The organism is Allobosea caraganae (assembly GCF_003351345.1).
GTDB classification, from domain to species: domain Bacteria; phylum Pseudomonadota; class Alphaproteobacteria; order Rhizobiales; family Beijerinckiaceae; genus Allobosea; species Allobosea caraganae.
The window spans coordinates 428,095-440,622 of sequence record NZ_QQTO01000022.1 but is presented as its reverse complement, the minus strand read 5'-3'; the positions used below and the strand labels follow the sequence as shown (position 1 = coordinate 440,622).

The window sequence follows — 12,528 nt, the reverse complement described above, 5'->3', positions numbered from 1 at the left end:
CGGGGGCGGTTCGATACCTGCCTGGAACCACAGCCCTCATCCTGAGGAGCGGGCTTCGGCCCGCGTCTCGAAGGATGCTCCAGAGGGTGCTGGATCATCCTTCGAGACGCGCTTCGCGCTCCTCAGGATGAGGGCTGCGGTTCCGGGCGGCTTTCAACTCACGCGGCTTCCGCGAGAAGAACGATGCAGAACGCAGCACAATCCATGGCCCAGACACCTGTCCAATCCCCGCCGCGCCAGCCGGAGCGCAGCGCGCCTGCGCCGCGCGGGCGCATCGGGCGCTACATCGCCGCGCATAAGGATGGGCCGACCTTCTTCATCCTGCCGGCGATCGCGCTGCTGGCGACCTTCATCGTCTACCCGATCATCTCGACGCTCATCATGAGCGTCACCGACGCCAACGGCGCCTTCGTCGGCGCCGCCAACTACGTCAACATCATCGAATCCGACCGCACCGCGCGCGCCACGGTCAACACGATCTACTTCGTCACGGCCTCGATCATCCTGCAGCTCATCCTCGGCACCGCCGCCGGCATCGTGCTGAACGAGCAGTTCCGCGGCCAGGCGATCGTCCGCGCCTTGACGCTGATCCCCTGGGTCATCCCTGGCATCGTCGGCGCCATGACCTGGGCCTGGATGTTCCATACCGATTACGGCGTCATCAACTACATCCTGATGTCGAATGGCTTGGTCGAGGACCCGGTGCGCTGGCTCACCAACCCGAGCATCGTGCTGCCGGCGCTGACGGCGGTGAACGTCTGGAAGATGTTCCCCTTCGTCTCGATCATGGTGCTGGCCGGCCTGCAGTCGATCCCGGTCTCGCTCTACGAGGCCGCCCGCGTCGACGGCGCCACCTTCCGCGACGAGGTGCTGCACATCACCTTGCCGCAGCTTAGGCCGATCCTGGCCTCGATCACGCTGCTCTTGATCATCGCCGGCGTGAACTCGATCACGATCATCTACGCCATGACCAAGGGCGGCCCGGCCGACCGGTCGTTGATCACCTCGATCCAGATCTTCGTCGAGGCGTTCCAGTACTTCAATTTCAACCAGGCCAGCGCGCTCTCGGTGATGTTCTTCATCGTCTCGACCGTGTTCATCGTCGCGCATATCTGGCTCGACGGCCGCCGGAAGGGGCAGTGACATGAAGACTGGTGCCCGCAGCCCCTGGGTCTACCTGCCCGTCCTGATCCTGCTCGCGATCACGGTCGTGCCGTTCTTCTGGATGATCGTCTCGTCCTTCAAGAGCCTGGCCGAGCTCTACAGCATGCCGATCACCTGGCTGCCCAAGGTCACTACCTGGGCGAACTACAAGAAGGTGCTCTTCGACTCGAACATCCCGCGCTATTTCTGGAACAGCACGGTCGTCTCGCTCGGCTCGACCATCATCGCGCTGATCTTCGCGACGCCGGCCGCCTACGGCTTCTCGCGCTTCGAGTTCAAGGGCCGCGGCGTCTGGCAGACGCTGATCCTGATGTCGCACCTGCTGCCCTCGGCGGCGCTGATCGTGCCGCTCTACATCTTCCTCGGCTACCTCAACCTGCTGAACACGCTGGTCGGGCTGATCCTGGTCTATCTCGTGCTGACCCTGCCGCTCAGCATCTGGATGCTCACCGGCTACTTCAAGAGCATCCCGGTCGAGCTCGAGGAGGCCGCGATCATCGACGGCGCCTCGCGCTGGGGCGTGCTGTTCCGCATCATGCTGCCGCTCTCGCTGCCCGGCATCGTCGTGATCTTCCTCTATTCCTTCGTCGCGACCTGGAACGAGTTCATCTTCGCGCTCTCCTTCGCGAACGACTCGACGGTGAAGACCCTGCCGATCGGGCTGGCCGAATTCTCGACCGAGTACGACACGGACTGGGGCGCGATCATGGCCGCCTCGGTGATCATGAGCCTGCCGATCGCGGCGATCTTCCTCGGCCTGCAGAAGGTCTTCGTCGGCGGCATGATGTCGGGCGCGATGAAGGGTTGATCTCTCGCGGGGCGCTTGCCGCGCCCCGCTCCCACCTTACCACTCAAGGACTATGGGCCGCCGCCAAGCGGATGGCCGTTCGGAGCAGCGTCACATGAAGATCTCGTCGATCACCCCCTGGATCGTCAAAGCCGAAGGCACCTTCTTCGGCGAGTTCCTCTTCGTCGAGGTCCAGACCGACGAGGGCGTCACCGGCTGGGGCGAGATCACCACCTCGACCCGCCTCGCCAACCGCACCGTCGCCTCCGCGCTCAGGCACCTGAACGACCTGCTCGTCGGCGCCAACCCGCTCGACATCGAGAGCATCTGGAACCGCACCTATCGCAACTTCACCTATATGGGCAGCCGCGGCGCCGCCGCGCTCTGCCTCAGCGGCGTCGACATCGCGCTCTGGGACATCAAGGGCAAGGTGCTGGGCCAGCCGATCTACGAGCTGCTCGGCGGCAAGGTCCGCGAGGACGTGCTGCTCTACACCCATCCCGACCAGGGCAAGTTCACCACCAAGGAGGGCGTGGTCGAGGAGATCATGGGCATCGTCAACTCCGGCCATACCGCGCTGAAGTTCGATCCCTTCCCGCATCTCAACGGCCTGCAGATCCGCCGCAACGGCTATCTCGACGGCGAGCTCTCCCGCAAGGCCGAGCGCATCGCGGCCGAGCTCACCGCGCTGATCCGCGAGACCACCGGCCCCGACATCGAACTGCTCATCGACGCCCATGGCCGCTTCAACGTGCCGACCGCGATCCGCCTGTGCAACACGCTGGAGGATGCCGGCAAGATCGACTGGTTCGAGGAGCCGGTGCCGCCGGAGAGCTATCACGCGCTGAAGCAGGTGCGGGAGAAGATCAACGTGCCGATCTCGGTCGGCGAGCGCCTGCACACGCGCTGGGAGTTCGTGCCGATCCTGGAGAACCGCCTCGCCGACTACATCATGCCCGACGTCACCTGGACCGGCGGCATCAGCGAGCTGAAGAAGATCTCGACCATGGCCGAGGCCTATTACATCCCGGTCTCGCCGCATGACGCCTCGGGCCCGATCAACGTCGTCGCCGGCGGCCATGTCATGATCACCGTGCCGAACTTCTACCGCATCGAGACCTCGATGCACGACCTCTCCTGCTACAACCGCTTCATCGAGACCCCGCTCGACAATACCGGCGGCAGCCTGAAGCTGACGACGAAGCCCGGCCTCGGCATCGCCATGGACATGGACTTCCTGCGCGGCAACATCATCGACGGCTTCGGCCGGCTGGATTGATCAGCCTTCAGCCACACCCGCGACGTCATCCCGGACAAGCGGCTTCAGCCGCGCAGCTCCGGGATCCATCGTAGAGCGCTGAGTCCCATGATGGATCCCGGCGCTACGCTGCGCTCCGGCCGGGATGACGCCGCGCTTTTCCAACGAGGGGACAGCGAACGCCTGTCGCCCTCGCTCACGCCGCCGTCTGAGCGAGCGTCACACCTGTCAGCCGCTCCGAGGCCTCCCAGAGCCGCAGCCAGATCTCGCGGTCGAGCGCCGCCTCGACGATCTTCGCCCGCCTGGGCGAGCCCTTCAGCTCGTAGAACCCGTCGGGACCGTAGAGCATGCCGCCCTCGGCCTCCGGCGACGTCGCCGCATAGAGCGTCGGCAGCGCGCCGGCTGCGGCCGATTGCGAGGCGAAGGGCGCGATCAGCTTGCTGAAAAGCTCCATCAGGCTGGGCCTGCTCCGGCCCATCCGCGGGCCGGCGCTCTGCAGCCCGGTCAGGGCATAGCCGGGATGGGCCGCGTTGCTCATGAGCGGCCAGCGCGCGGCGCGGGCCCGGCGCTCCAGCTCCAGGCTGAACATCAGCGTCGCCAGCTTGGACTGGCAATAGGCCGCCCAGTAGCCATAGCGCTGCCTGGATTGCAGATCGTCGAAGTTGATCCGCCCGGAGCGATGGGCGAGGCTGCTCAGCGTCACCACGCGCGGCGCGGTGCCGGCCAGCAGTCGCGGCAGCAGCCTCAGCGTCAGCGCAAAATGCCCGAGATAATTGGCCCCCAGCTGCATCTCGAAGCCATCCACCGTCTCGTGCCGGGTCGGGATCGCCATCACGCCGGCATTGTTGACGAGCAGGTCGAGCCGCGGCGTCGTCTGCGCGATCCGCTCGGCGCAGGCTTCCACGGAGGCGAGGCTGGCGAGGTCGAGCGGCTCGAAGCTGACCTCGGCGCCGGGATGGGCCGCCCGGATGCGGGCCAGCATCTCGGCTCCCTTGGCTTCGTTGCGCGAGGCCAGCACGACCCGCGCTCCTGCCCCGGCGAGGGCCAGCGCCGCCTCAAAGCCGATGCCGCTCGTCGCCCCGGTGACGACGGCGGTTCGTCCGGCCTGGGCCGGAATCTGTTCGACGCTCCAGCCTGACATGATCGGCGCTCTCCGTTTGGGGGGACGAAGCAGCGCAACCACGCCGCCCGGCCGACGCACAAGGCCATTGCCTTGGCGTCTGCTGCAACCTATATCTGCATCAAGTGCAAATTTGCAATAGATAAGAAATTGCAATCTGTGCGACGCCGCCCATCACTCATTTTCATCGACAGACGGACCCCATGACCTCAGCCGCAGCCACCACCTGCTCCGATTTCGTTCAGTTCTTCCGCCTTTGGGCCGCCAATCCCTTGCAGGTCGCCGCCGTCGCTCCCTCGGGCGAGGCGCTCGCCAAAGTGATGACGCAGGAAATCGGGCCGGAGGATGGCCCGGTGCTCGAGCTTGGCCCCGGCACCGGCGTCTTCACCCGGGCGCTGCTGGCGCGCGGCGTCAGCGAGACCGACCTGACCCTGGTCGAATACGGCTCGGATTTCGCCCGCATGCTGGAATTCCGCTTCCCGGAGGCCCGCGTGCTCTGGATGGATGCCTCGCAGCTCACCCGCTTCGAGCTCTTCACTGGGGCGCCGGTCGGCGCCGTGGTCAGCGGTCTGCCGCTGCTCTCGATGTCGCCGCGCAAGACCATCGCGATCCTTTCGGGCGCCTTCACCTACATGCGGCCGGGCGGCGCCTTCTATCAGTTCACCTATGGCCCGCGCTGCCCGGTCCCGCGGCCGATCCTCGATCGGCTCGGCCTCAAGGCCACCCGCGTCGGCCGCGCCCTGCGCAACATCCCGCCGGCGGCGGTCTACAAGATCACCCGGCGCCAGCCGCTCGGCTCGGGCCGCCGGCGCTTCGAGCCGATGCCGGCGTAACCGGCGCAACATTGCCTCGGCAGGCCCAGGGGGATAGGCCTGTCGAGGGGGAATACCAGGCTGACGAATTCGATGCGCGTTCCGGAAGACACGATCAAGGCGAACGAGGGCCTGCGCGAGCGCAAGCGCCGGCAGACGCGCGAGCGCATCGCCGACGCCGCCAAGACGCTGTTCCTGGAGCGCGGCTTCGATGCGACCACGATCGAGGAGATCGCGGCCGCGGCCGATGTCTCGAAGCGCACCTTCTTCGATTATTTCCCGAGCAAGGAAGACGTCATCTCCGCCTGGCAGGACAGGTTCGGCGAGGTGATGGCCGAGGCCGTCCTCGCCCGCCCGCCGGGTGAATCCCTGATCAAGGTGGTCGAGGAGGCGCTGATCGGCTCGGTTCTCGTCTCGGCGGCCGATCCGCAGGCGCTGGCGCTGGGAAAGCTCATTCGCGAGACTCCGGCGCTGCGCGGCCGCGAGCAGCTCAAATACGTCAAGCTCGAGCAGAAGCTGGCCGAGGCGCTGGCCGCGCGCACGCCTGACGAGGCGAACCGCCTGCGCACCCGCCTGCTCGCCATGATCGTCGTCGGCGGCATGCGCGTCGGCGGCGAGTGCTGGCACGAGGACGGCGTGCCCGAGGACGTCGAGGGCTTCGCGCGCGATATCTTCGCCGCGATCTGGTCCGAGCTCGCCGCCTTCGGCCGCTTGGGCGGGGAGTGCTGAGCACCGGCTCATCGTAGCGCTCTGCCTCATGCCGTCATGCTCGCCCTTGTGGCGAGCATCCACGTCTTGAACGTCACCAAGGAGAAGCGAAGACGTGGATGGTCGGGACAAGCCCGACCATGACGGGGAGGGGGCCGGCTTGCCCTCTCGTTCCGCGCCATGCCAGATATCAGCAGGGCACGCTGACGGGCAATCCATGGCTTCGACCAAGCGCCGCAAGGCCAACGGGGTGGACGGGGACCGCGAGGTGCTCGATCTCACCGGCTATGTCCCCTATTTCCTGACGGCGATCTCCAACACCTGGTCGCGCAGCTCCTCGCGGCTCTATCTCGAACGCTTCGGCGTCGGCGTCACGGAATGGCGCATCATCTCGCAACTCGCGATCGAGCCGCGGATCGGCGCGCAGCGCATCTGCGAGATCATCGGCCTCGACAAGGGCGCGGTCAGCCGTGGCGTCGCCGCGCTCGTCGCGGCCGGCCATGTTGGCGAGAGCGCCGATGGCCGCGACGCCCGCCGCCAGGTTCTGGAACTGACGCCGGACGGCTACGCCCTGCACGATCGCCTGATCGCACTGGCGATCGAGCGCGAGCGCCTCGTTCTCGCCGATTTCACCCAGGAAGAGGTGGACCGGCTCCTCGCGCTGCTGCGCCGCATCCACGCGCGACTGCCGGAGCTGCGCGAGTTCGCCCCCGCGCCAGACAAGCCCGCCAAACGCCGCTGACAGGCCGCGGAGCTACAGGAGAGAGTTCGATGAGCTGGTCGGCCCGGCAATACACCAAGTTCGAGGACGAGCGGAACCGCCCGATCCGCGATCTCCTCGCCCAGATCCACAGCCTGCCCGTCGCGAGCGCCGTCGATATCGGCTGCGGCCCCGGCAACTCGACCGAGCTGCTCCAGGCCCGCTTCCCGCAGGCCGGCGTCGCCGGCATGGACAGCGACGCCGACATGATCGCCGCCGCCCGCAAGCGCCTGCCGGCGATCCAGTTCGAGCTTGCCGACATCGCAAGCTGGCAGCCGCAGCAGTCCTATGACGTCATCCTCTCCAACGCCGTGTTGCAATGGCTGCCCAGGCACGAGACCCTGATGCCGTCGCTCGTCGCCCGGCTCGCGCCCGGCGGCAGCCTCGCCGTGCAGATGCCGGATAATCTCGACGAGCCCGCCCATGTCCTGATGCGCGAGATCGCCGCCGACGGCCCCTGGGCCGGCAAGCTCGCCGGCGCCGCCGGCCTGCGCGCGCCGCGCCACGACGCCGACTGGTACTACCGCGTCCTGCGCGACAGCTCAGCCGGCATCGATGTCTGGCGCACCACCTATCACCATGCGCTTGCCGGCGGGGCCGGCGCGATCGTCGAATGGTTCAAGGGCAGCGGCCTGCGCCCCTTCCTCGCCCCGCTCGATGACAACGAACGCGAAGCCTACCTCGCGCGCTATCAGGCTGAGGTGGCGAAAGCCTACCCGGCGATGCCCGACGGCACGGTGCTGCTGCCTTTCCCGAGGCTATTCATCGTCGCGACGCGGTGAAATTGGGCGACGCCATCCATCAAGGGCGGGGAACCCCTCTCCTGTAAGGAGAGGGGCAGGGGTGAGGTGTAGGCCGTTTGACGCTGCTGCCGTGGCCTGCCCGTCATTGCGAGCGCAGCGAAGCAATCCAGGGGGTCTCGCTCACCCAGTCCTCCTGGGTTGCTTCGCTGCGCTCGCAATGACGGGGAGGGGACCGCAGGGTTCAACCTCACTGGTGTTCTGGCCGACACCTCACCCTGCCCTCTCCTTACAGGAGAGGGTTCCCCGCGCCTCGTTCGGCAAGCTTGAGCATCAGGCGTAGCGCCGCGCCGCCAGCCCATGCGCCCGCCTGAGCGCCGCGACGTCGAGCCCCGGCACCGCCCCGTCGACCACCCGCCAGCGCCCGCCGACCATCACCCGGTCGGCGCGGTTCGCGCCGCACAGCACGAGCGCCGCGACCGGGTCATGCGCGCCGGAGAAACGCAGTTCGTCGAGTTTGTAGAGTGCGAAATCCGCCTGCATCCCCGGCGCGATCGTCCCGATATCGGAGCGCCCGAGGCAGCGGGCCGAGCCCTCCGTCGCCCAGCGGATCACGTCGCGCGCGGTCACTGCGGCCGCGCTCCTGTAGTGTAGCCGGTTGATCAGCAGCGCATGACGCAGCTCCTCCATCAGGTTGGAGCCATCATTCGAGGCCGAGCCGTCGACGCCCAAGCCCAGCGGCGAACCCGCCGCCTCCAGCTCGCGCGTCTTGCAGAAGCCGGACGCCAGCACGCCGTTCGAACTCGGGCAATGGCAGACACCGACGCCCGCCTTGCCGAGCCGCTCGCACTCCTCGCAGGAGAAGTGGATGCCATGCGCCAGCCAGGTTTTCGGCCGCATCCAGCCGGTCTCCTCCAGCAGGTCGAGCGGCCTCTTGCCATAGACCTCCAGGCAATAGGCGTCCTCATCCTGCGTCTCGGCGAGATGGGTGTGCAGCGGCGCGTCGAACCTGCCTGCCAGCTCGGCACTTTTCGCCATCAGCGAAGGCGTCACCGAGAAGGGCGAGCAGGGCGCCAGCGCGATCTGGATCATGCTGCCCGGCCTGGGATCATGGAACAGCGACAGCACCCGCTCGCTATCGGCGAGGATGGTGTCCTCGTCCTGCACCACCTCGTCCGGCGGCAGCCCGCCATCCTTCTGCGACAGGTTCATCGAGCCGCGCGATACGGTCATGCGGATGCCCAGCGCCCGCGCCTCGTCCACCGCGATGTCGACCGCGCTCTCCAGCCCCTTCGGGAACAGGTAGTGGTGGTCGGCCGCCGTGGTGCAGCCTGACAGCAGCAGCTCGGTCAGCGCCACCCGCACGGCGAGTCTGAGATCGTCGGGGTTGAGCCTGGCCCAGAGCGGATAGAGCGCCTTCAGCCAGGGAAACAGCTCGCGGTCGATCGCGGCCGGATGGGCGCGGGTCAGCGTCTGGTAGAAATGGTGATGCGTGTTGATCAGGCCGGGCAGCACGACGTGCTGCGAGGCGTCGAAGACTTCGTCGACAGGGAGAGAGGGCGCGCCTCCGGCCGGCACCAGCTCGACGATGACGGAGCCATCGGCGACCACCCCACCGGCGGCCTGTTCTGCGACGATGCCGAGTGGGTTCTTGATCCAGAGGCGCATGAGCGGGTTCTCGACGGCGCCGGAAAGCGCTCGGGGAACCCTCTCCTGTAAGGAGAGGGCAGGGTGAGGTGTAGGCCGTTTGACCAGTTGGGTGAAAAGCTAACCGCTCCCGGGGTTCAGGCCAATGACATCTGGCCTACACCTCACCCCCACCCCCTCTCCTTACAGAAGTGGGCTCCCGCGCTTTTCCTTGACGCCACGACCTCCATCCGCCATCGCTCGCGGCGCAATTTCGAACGCCGGAGCCGCCCCATGTCCCTGACCGATCTCGCCGCCACCATCGACGCCGCCTGGGAGAACCGGGCCGAGATCGGCGTCAACACGCAAGGGCCGGTGCGCGAGGCGGTCGAGCAGGTCATCGAGATGCTCGATGCCGGCCAGGCCCGCGTCGCCGAGAAGATCGACGGCGAATGGGTCACGCATCAATGGCTGAAGAAGGCGGTGCTGCTCTCCTTCCGCTTGAGCGACAACAAGATCGTGGCGAACGGCCCGGGCGAGGGCGTGTTCTGGGACAAGGTCCCGTCCAAGTTCGAGGGCTGGGGCGAGAACCGCTTCCGCGCCGCCGGCTTCCGCGTCGTGCCGCCGGCCGCCGCCCGCCGCGGCGCCTACATCGCGCCGAATGTCGTGCTGATGCCGTCCTACACCAATATCGGCGCCTATGTGGACTCAGGCACCATGGTCGACACCTGGGCGACGGTCGGCTCCTGCGCCCAGATCGGCAAGAACGTGCATCTCTCCGGCGGCGTCGGCATTGGCGGCGTGCTCGAGCCGCTCCAGGCCAACCCGACCATCATCGAGGATAACTGCTTCGTCGGCGCCCGCTCCGAGGTGGTCGAGGGCGTCATCGTCGGCGAGGGCTCGGTGATCTCGATGGGCGTGTTCATCTCGGCCTCGACCAAGATCGTCGACCGCGCCACCGGCCAGGTCCATATCGGCAAGGTGCCGCCCTATTCGGTGGTGGTCTCCGGCTCGCTGCCGGGCAAGCCGCTGAACGACGGCACGCCCGGCCCCTCACTCTACTGCGCCGTGATCGTCAAGACGGTCGACGCCCAGACCCGCGCCAAGACCGGCATCAACGAGCTGCTGCGCGACTGAGCCTCCCTACTCGGCCTCCCCCGTCATGGTCGGCCTTGTGCCGACCATCCACGTCTTCGCCTGTCGCGGGCACCGTTCAAGGCGTGGATGCTCGGGACAAGCCCGAGCATGACGGCGAGTGGGTGGTGCCAGCTGTCAGCCCACGGGCGACGGCGCGCCGCTGCCGACCGGCGCCGGCGTCGCCGAGGGATGCTCGACCGCTCCTGGCGAGGCCGAGATCGCGTCGCGCAGCGCCTGTTCGCGGGTGTGGTCGAGCGAGGTCTTCAGCACCACGCCGCCCGAACCCTTGATCGCCTCGAGCACCTTGTCGGCGGTCATCTTGCGGATCAGCAGGAAGAGCGCGGCGTTGCCCGGCTGCAGGCTGCCCGAGAGCTCCTTCATGAAGCCGTCATCGACGCCGTAATCGGTCAGCGCCCCGCCGAGCGCGCCCGAGGCCGCGCCGATCGCGGCGCCGAACACCGGCATCAGGAAGATCGCGCCGATCAGCAGGCCCCAGAAGCTGCCCGAGACCGCGCCGAGCGCCGTGGTGTTGAGCAGCTGGTTGAGCTTGACCTTGCCGCCCTCGTGCATGACGGCGATGGCGGCGTCGCCGATCTCGATCAAGTACTCCTTCTGGAGACCGATGATCTTCTGGCGCATCTCCTCGGCCTTGGCCTCGGTCGGGTAGACGATGACGACGAGATCGGACATGGGGAACGCTCCTGTTGCGACGATCGCGCGAGCTTGTAGGAGGGGTGTGACAGGCTTGCGGCGGGCAACACGCTTGAACGTATGAGCGGGAGCCTTGTTCCCGCGCCCTTGCTCCCCGCGTCTGCCCTCAATCCCCCGCCACTTCCTTCGCCGCCTCGATGGCGCTGCCGCGCAGCGGCATCTCCTTCATCATCAGCAGGAAGAGCAGCGCCATCGCGAAGCCGGCGAAGGTCGCCGCGAAGACGTACTGGAACAGCGTCACCATCGTGTCGCGGTCGACGGTTCCCGCGCGCAGCGTCTCGGCCGAGAGCCCGGCCCCGCTCGTGCCCATGCCGCCGAGCACGATCGCGCCGAACACCGCGACGATCAGCGCCCCGCCGATCTGGCGGAAGAAGTTCGCCGTCGCCGTCGCGGTGCCGAGCTGGTGCAGTTGCACGGCGTTCTGGATCGAGACGGTCGCGACCGGCAGCAGGGTGCCGAGCCCGAGGCTGATCACGGCCAGCACGCAGACGAAGGGGATCAGCGGCATCCGCCCGGCATAGACCACGATCAGCGCGGTGCCGATCAGCGCGATGGTCAGGCCGACCATCGGCACGCGCTTGTAGTGCGTCAGCTTGGTCATCGCCCGGCCGGACATGGTCGCTCCAATCACCGTGCCGCAGCTGAGCGGGATCAGCCCCATGCCGGAATTGGCGGCGGAGAGGCCGGCCACGGTCTCGAAATAGAGCGGCAGGTAGATGGTTAGGCCGATGAAGGTGCCCATGCCGAAGCCGGCCGCGATCGTGCCGGCCCGCACCACCGGATTGGCCAGGATGTCGGGCGGGATCAGCGGCTCGTCGGCCATCCGCAGCCGGGCCGCGAAGCCGATCCAGAACAGCACAGACAGGCCGATCAGACCGTAGATCTGCACTGAGGCCCAGGGGTAGCGCACCCCGCCCCAACTCAGCGCCAGCAGCAGCGTCATCGTCGCGCTGGTCATCAGAGCCGCGCCGAGCAGGTCGAGCTTGTGCGGCCGCTCGTGCCGCGGCAGGCGCTTCAGCGCCGAGTTGGTCATGTAGTAGGCGAAGAGGCCGATCGGCAGGTTGATCCAGAAGATCATCGACCAGTGCAACGCCTCCGAGATCACGCCGCCCAGCACCGGCCCGAGCAGCGAGGCCGAGACGAAGACGCCGGCGATGTAGACCTGGTATTTGCCGCGCCGCTTCGGCGGCACCATGTCGGCGATGATGGTCTGCGCCAGCGAGATCAGCCCGCCGCCGCCGAGCCCCTGGACGAAGCGCGCCAGCACCAGCAGCCATAGGCTCGGCGCCATCGCGCAGGCGATCGAGCCGATGATGAAGACCACGATCGCGGTCAGCATGGTCACGCGCCGGCCGTGGATGTCGGCGAGCTTGCCGTAGAGCGGCGTCACCGCGGTCGAGGCGAGCAGGTAGGAGGTCACGATCCAGGGCAGGTGCGCGACGTCGCCGAGCTCGCGCCCGATCGTCGGCATCGCGGTGGCGACGATGGTCTGGTCGAGCGCCGCCAGGAACATGGCGAGCACGATGCCGATCAGGATGTCGCGGATATCCGCCTCGGTCAGCGCCGGTTGCGCATGAGCATGCGCCGCGTGGAGCTCATCCGCTTCGACCCGCTTGTCCATCGGTACCGCAACCCGTCCTGTGTGAGGGGAATGATACTAGTCTATAATCAGGCCGAGCCATGCACCAGCGTCAGGGGTGCAGGG

Annotated in this window: 12 protein-coding genes; 8 read left to right on the top strand and 4 right to left on the bottom strand. The window is 67.4% G+C overall.

Features of this window, described 5'->3' with window-relative positions; translation table 11 throughout:
• Positions 1-204 precede the first annotated feature (204 nt).
• The 3 genes from DWF00_RS18470 to DWF00_RS18460 all read left to right on the top strand — a co-directional run bounded on the left by DWF00_RS18470 (position 205) and on the right by DWF00_RS18460 (position 3,230).
• Positions 205-1,143, top strand: coding sequence for a carbohydrate ABC transporter permease (locus DWF00_RS18470; RefSeq protein WP_114829223.1), 939 nt, complete (start codon positions 205-207; stop codon positions 1,141-1,143).
• A 1-nt stretch (position 1,144) separates the two neighbouring features.
• On the top strand, positions 1,145-1,972 hold the full coding sequence (locus DWF00_RS18465) for a carbohydrate ABC transporter permease (RefSeq protein WP_114829222.1): 828 nt from the start codon (positions 1,145-1,147) through the stop codon (positions 1,970-1,972).
• Positions 1,973-2,066: 94 nt separating this feature from the next.
• A complete protein-coding gene (locus tag DWF00_RS18460) occupies positions 2,067-3,230 on the top strand; it encodes a mandelate racemase/muconate lactonizing enzyme family protein (protein WP_114829221.1) in 1,164 nt (387 codons plus the stop codon).
• A 175-nt stretch (positions 3,231-3,405) separates the two neighbouring features.
• On the opposite strand, the gene DWF00_RS18455 is transcribed toward DWF00_RS18460, so the two are convergent.
• Positions 3,406-4,350 carry an SDR family oxidoreductase gene (locus DWF00_RS18455; RefSeq protein WP_114829220.1) on the bottom strand — a complete coding sequence of 315 codons (945 nt, stop codon included), beginning with the start codon at positions 4,348-4,350 and terminating at the stop codon, positions 3,406-3,408.
• Between the two features lie 182 nt (positions 4,351-4,532).
• Between DWF00_RS18455 and DWF00_RS18450 the strand changes: the two genes are divergently transcribed.
• The 4 genes from DWF00_RS18450 (at position 4,533) to tam (ending at position 7,391) form a co-directional block, all read left to right on the top strand.
• A complete protein-coding gene (locus DWF00_RS18450) occupies positions 4,533-5,162 on the top strand; it encodes a class I SAM-dependent methyltransferase (RefSeq protein ID WP_114829219.1) in 630 nt (209 codons plus the stop codon).
• A gap of 72 nt (positions 5,163-5,234) precedes the next feature.
• Positions 5,235-5,870 (top strand): TetR family transcriptional regulator, encoded by a 636-nt coding sequence (locus DWF00_RS18445; protein ID WP_114829218.1) that lies wholly within the window; start codon positions 5,235-5,237, stop codon positions 5,868-5,870.
• 196 nt (positions 5,871-6,066) lie between these two features.
• Positions 6,067-6,591: a MarR family winged helix-turn-helix transcriptional regulator gene (locus DWF00_RS18440; protein WP_114829217.1), complete on the top strand. Its 525-nt coding sequence runs from the start codon at positions 6,067-6,069 to the stop codon at positions 6,589-6,591.
• Between the two features lie 29 nt (positions 6,592-6,620).
• Positions 6,621-7,391 carry a trans-aconitate 2-methyltransferase gene (gene tam, locus DWF00_RS18435; RefSeq protein ID WP_114829216.1) on the top strand — a complete coding sequence of 257 codons (771 nt, stop codon included), beginning with the start codon at positions 6,621-6,623 and terminating at the stop codon, positions 7,389-7,391.
• Between the two features lie 291 nt (positions 7,392-7,682).
• Here tam and DWF00_RS18430 read toward each other — a convergent pair whose 3' ends face one another.
• Entirely contained in the window at positions 7,683-9,017 is a 1,335-nt protein-coding gene (locus tag DWF00_RS18430; RefSeq protein WP_114829215.1) for an 8-oxoguanine deaminase, read from the bottom strand.
• A 252-nt stretch (positions 9,018-9,269) separates the two neighbouring features.
• Between DWF00_RS18430 and dapD the strand changes: the two genes are divergently transcribed.
• Positions 9,270-10,112 (top strand): 2,3,4,5-tetrahydropyridine-2,6-dicarboxylate N-succinyltransferase, encoded by an 843-nt coding sequence (dapD, locus tag DWF00_RS18425; RefSeq protein WP_114829214.1) that lies wholly within the window; start codon positions 9,270-9,272, stop codon positions 10,110-10,112.
• A 135-nt stretch (positions 10,113-10,247) separates the two neighbouring features.
• On the opposite strand, the gene DWF00_RS18420 is transcribed toward dapD, so the two are convergent.
• Together DWF00_RS18420 and DWF00_RS18415 are read right to left on the bottom strand one after the other, a co-directional pair.
• Positions 10,248-10,802: a DUF1269 domain-containing protein gene (locus DWF00_RS18420; RefSeq protein WP_114829213.1), complete on the bottom strand. Its 555-nt coding sequence runs from the start codon at positions 10,800-10,802 to the stop codon at positions 10,248-10,250.
• A gap of 127 nt (positions 10,803-10,929) precedes the next feature.
• On the bottom strand, positions 10,930-12,444 hold the full coding sequence (locus DWF00_RS18415; RefSeq protein WP_114829212.1) for an MDR family MFS transporter: 1,515 nt from the start codon (positions 12,442-12,444) through the stop codon (positions 10,930-10,932).
• Positions 12,445-12,528: the final 84 nt, after the last annotated feature.

Bases quoted from the DNA above. Each gene is read 5' to 3' on its own strand.
- DWF00_RS18470 (WP_114829223.1), top strand. From the start codon at position 205: ATGGCCCAGACACCTGTCCAATCCCCGCCGCGCCAGCCGGAGCGCAGC.
- DWF00_RS18465 (WP_114829222.1), top strand. From the start codon at position 1,145: ATGAAGACTGGTGCCCGCAGCCCCTGGGTCTACCTGCCCGTCCTGATC.
- DWF00_RS18460 (WP_114829221.1), top strand. From the start codon at position 2,067: ATGAAGATCTCGTCGATCACCCCCTGGATCGTCAAAGCCGAAGGCACC.
- DWF00_RS18455 (WP_114829220.1), bottom strand. From the start codon at position 4,350: ATGTCAGGCTGGAGCGTCGAACAGATTCCGGCCCAGGCCGGACGAACC.
- DWF00_RS18450 (WP_114829219.1), top strand. From the start codon at position 4,533: ATGACCTCAGCCGCAGCCACCACCTGCTCCGATTTCGTTCAGTTCTTC.
- DWF00_RS18445 (WP_114829218.1), top strand. From the start codon at position 5,235: ATGCGCGTTCCGGAAGACACGATCAAGGCGAACGAGGGCCTGCGCGAG.
- DWF00_RS18440 (WP_114829217.1), top strand. From the start codon at position 6,067: ATGGCTTCGACCAAGCGCCGCAAGGCCAACGGGGTGGACGGGGACCGC.
- tam (WP_114829216.1), top strand. From the start codon at position 6,621: ATGAGCTGGTCGGCCCGGCAATACACCAAGTTCGAGGACGAGCGGAAC.
- DWF00_RS18430 (WP_114829215.1), bottom strand. From the start codon at position 9,017: ATGCGCCTCTGGATCAAGAACCCACTCGGCATCGTCGCAGAACAGGCC.
- dapD (WP_114829214.1), top strand. From the start codon at position 9,270: ATGTCCCTGACCGATCTCGCCGCCACCATCGACGCCGCCTGGGAGAAC.
- DWF00_RS18420 (WP_114829213.1), bottom strand. From the start codon at position 10,802: ATGTCCGATCTCGTCGTCATCGTCTACCCGACCGAGGCCAAGGCCGAG.
- DWF00_RS18415 (WP_114829212.1), bottom strand. From the start codon at position 12,444: ATGGACAAGCGGGTCGAAGCGGATGAGCTCCACGCGGCGCATGCTCAT.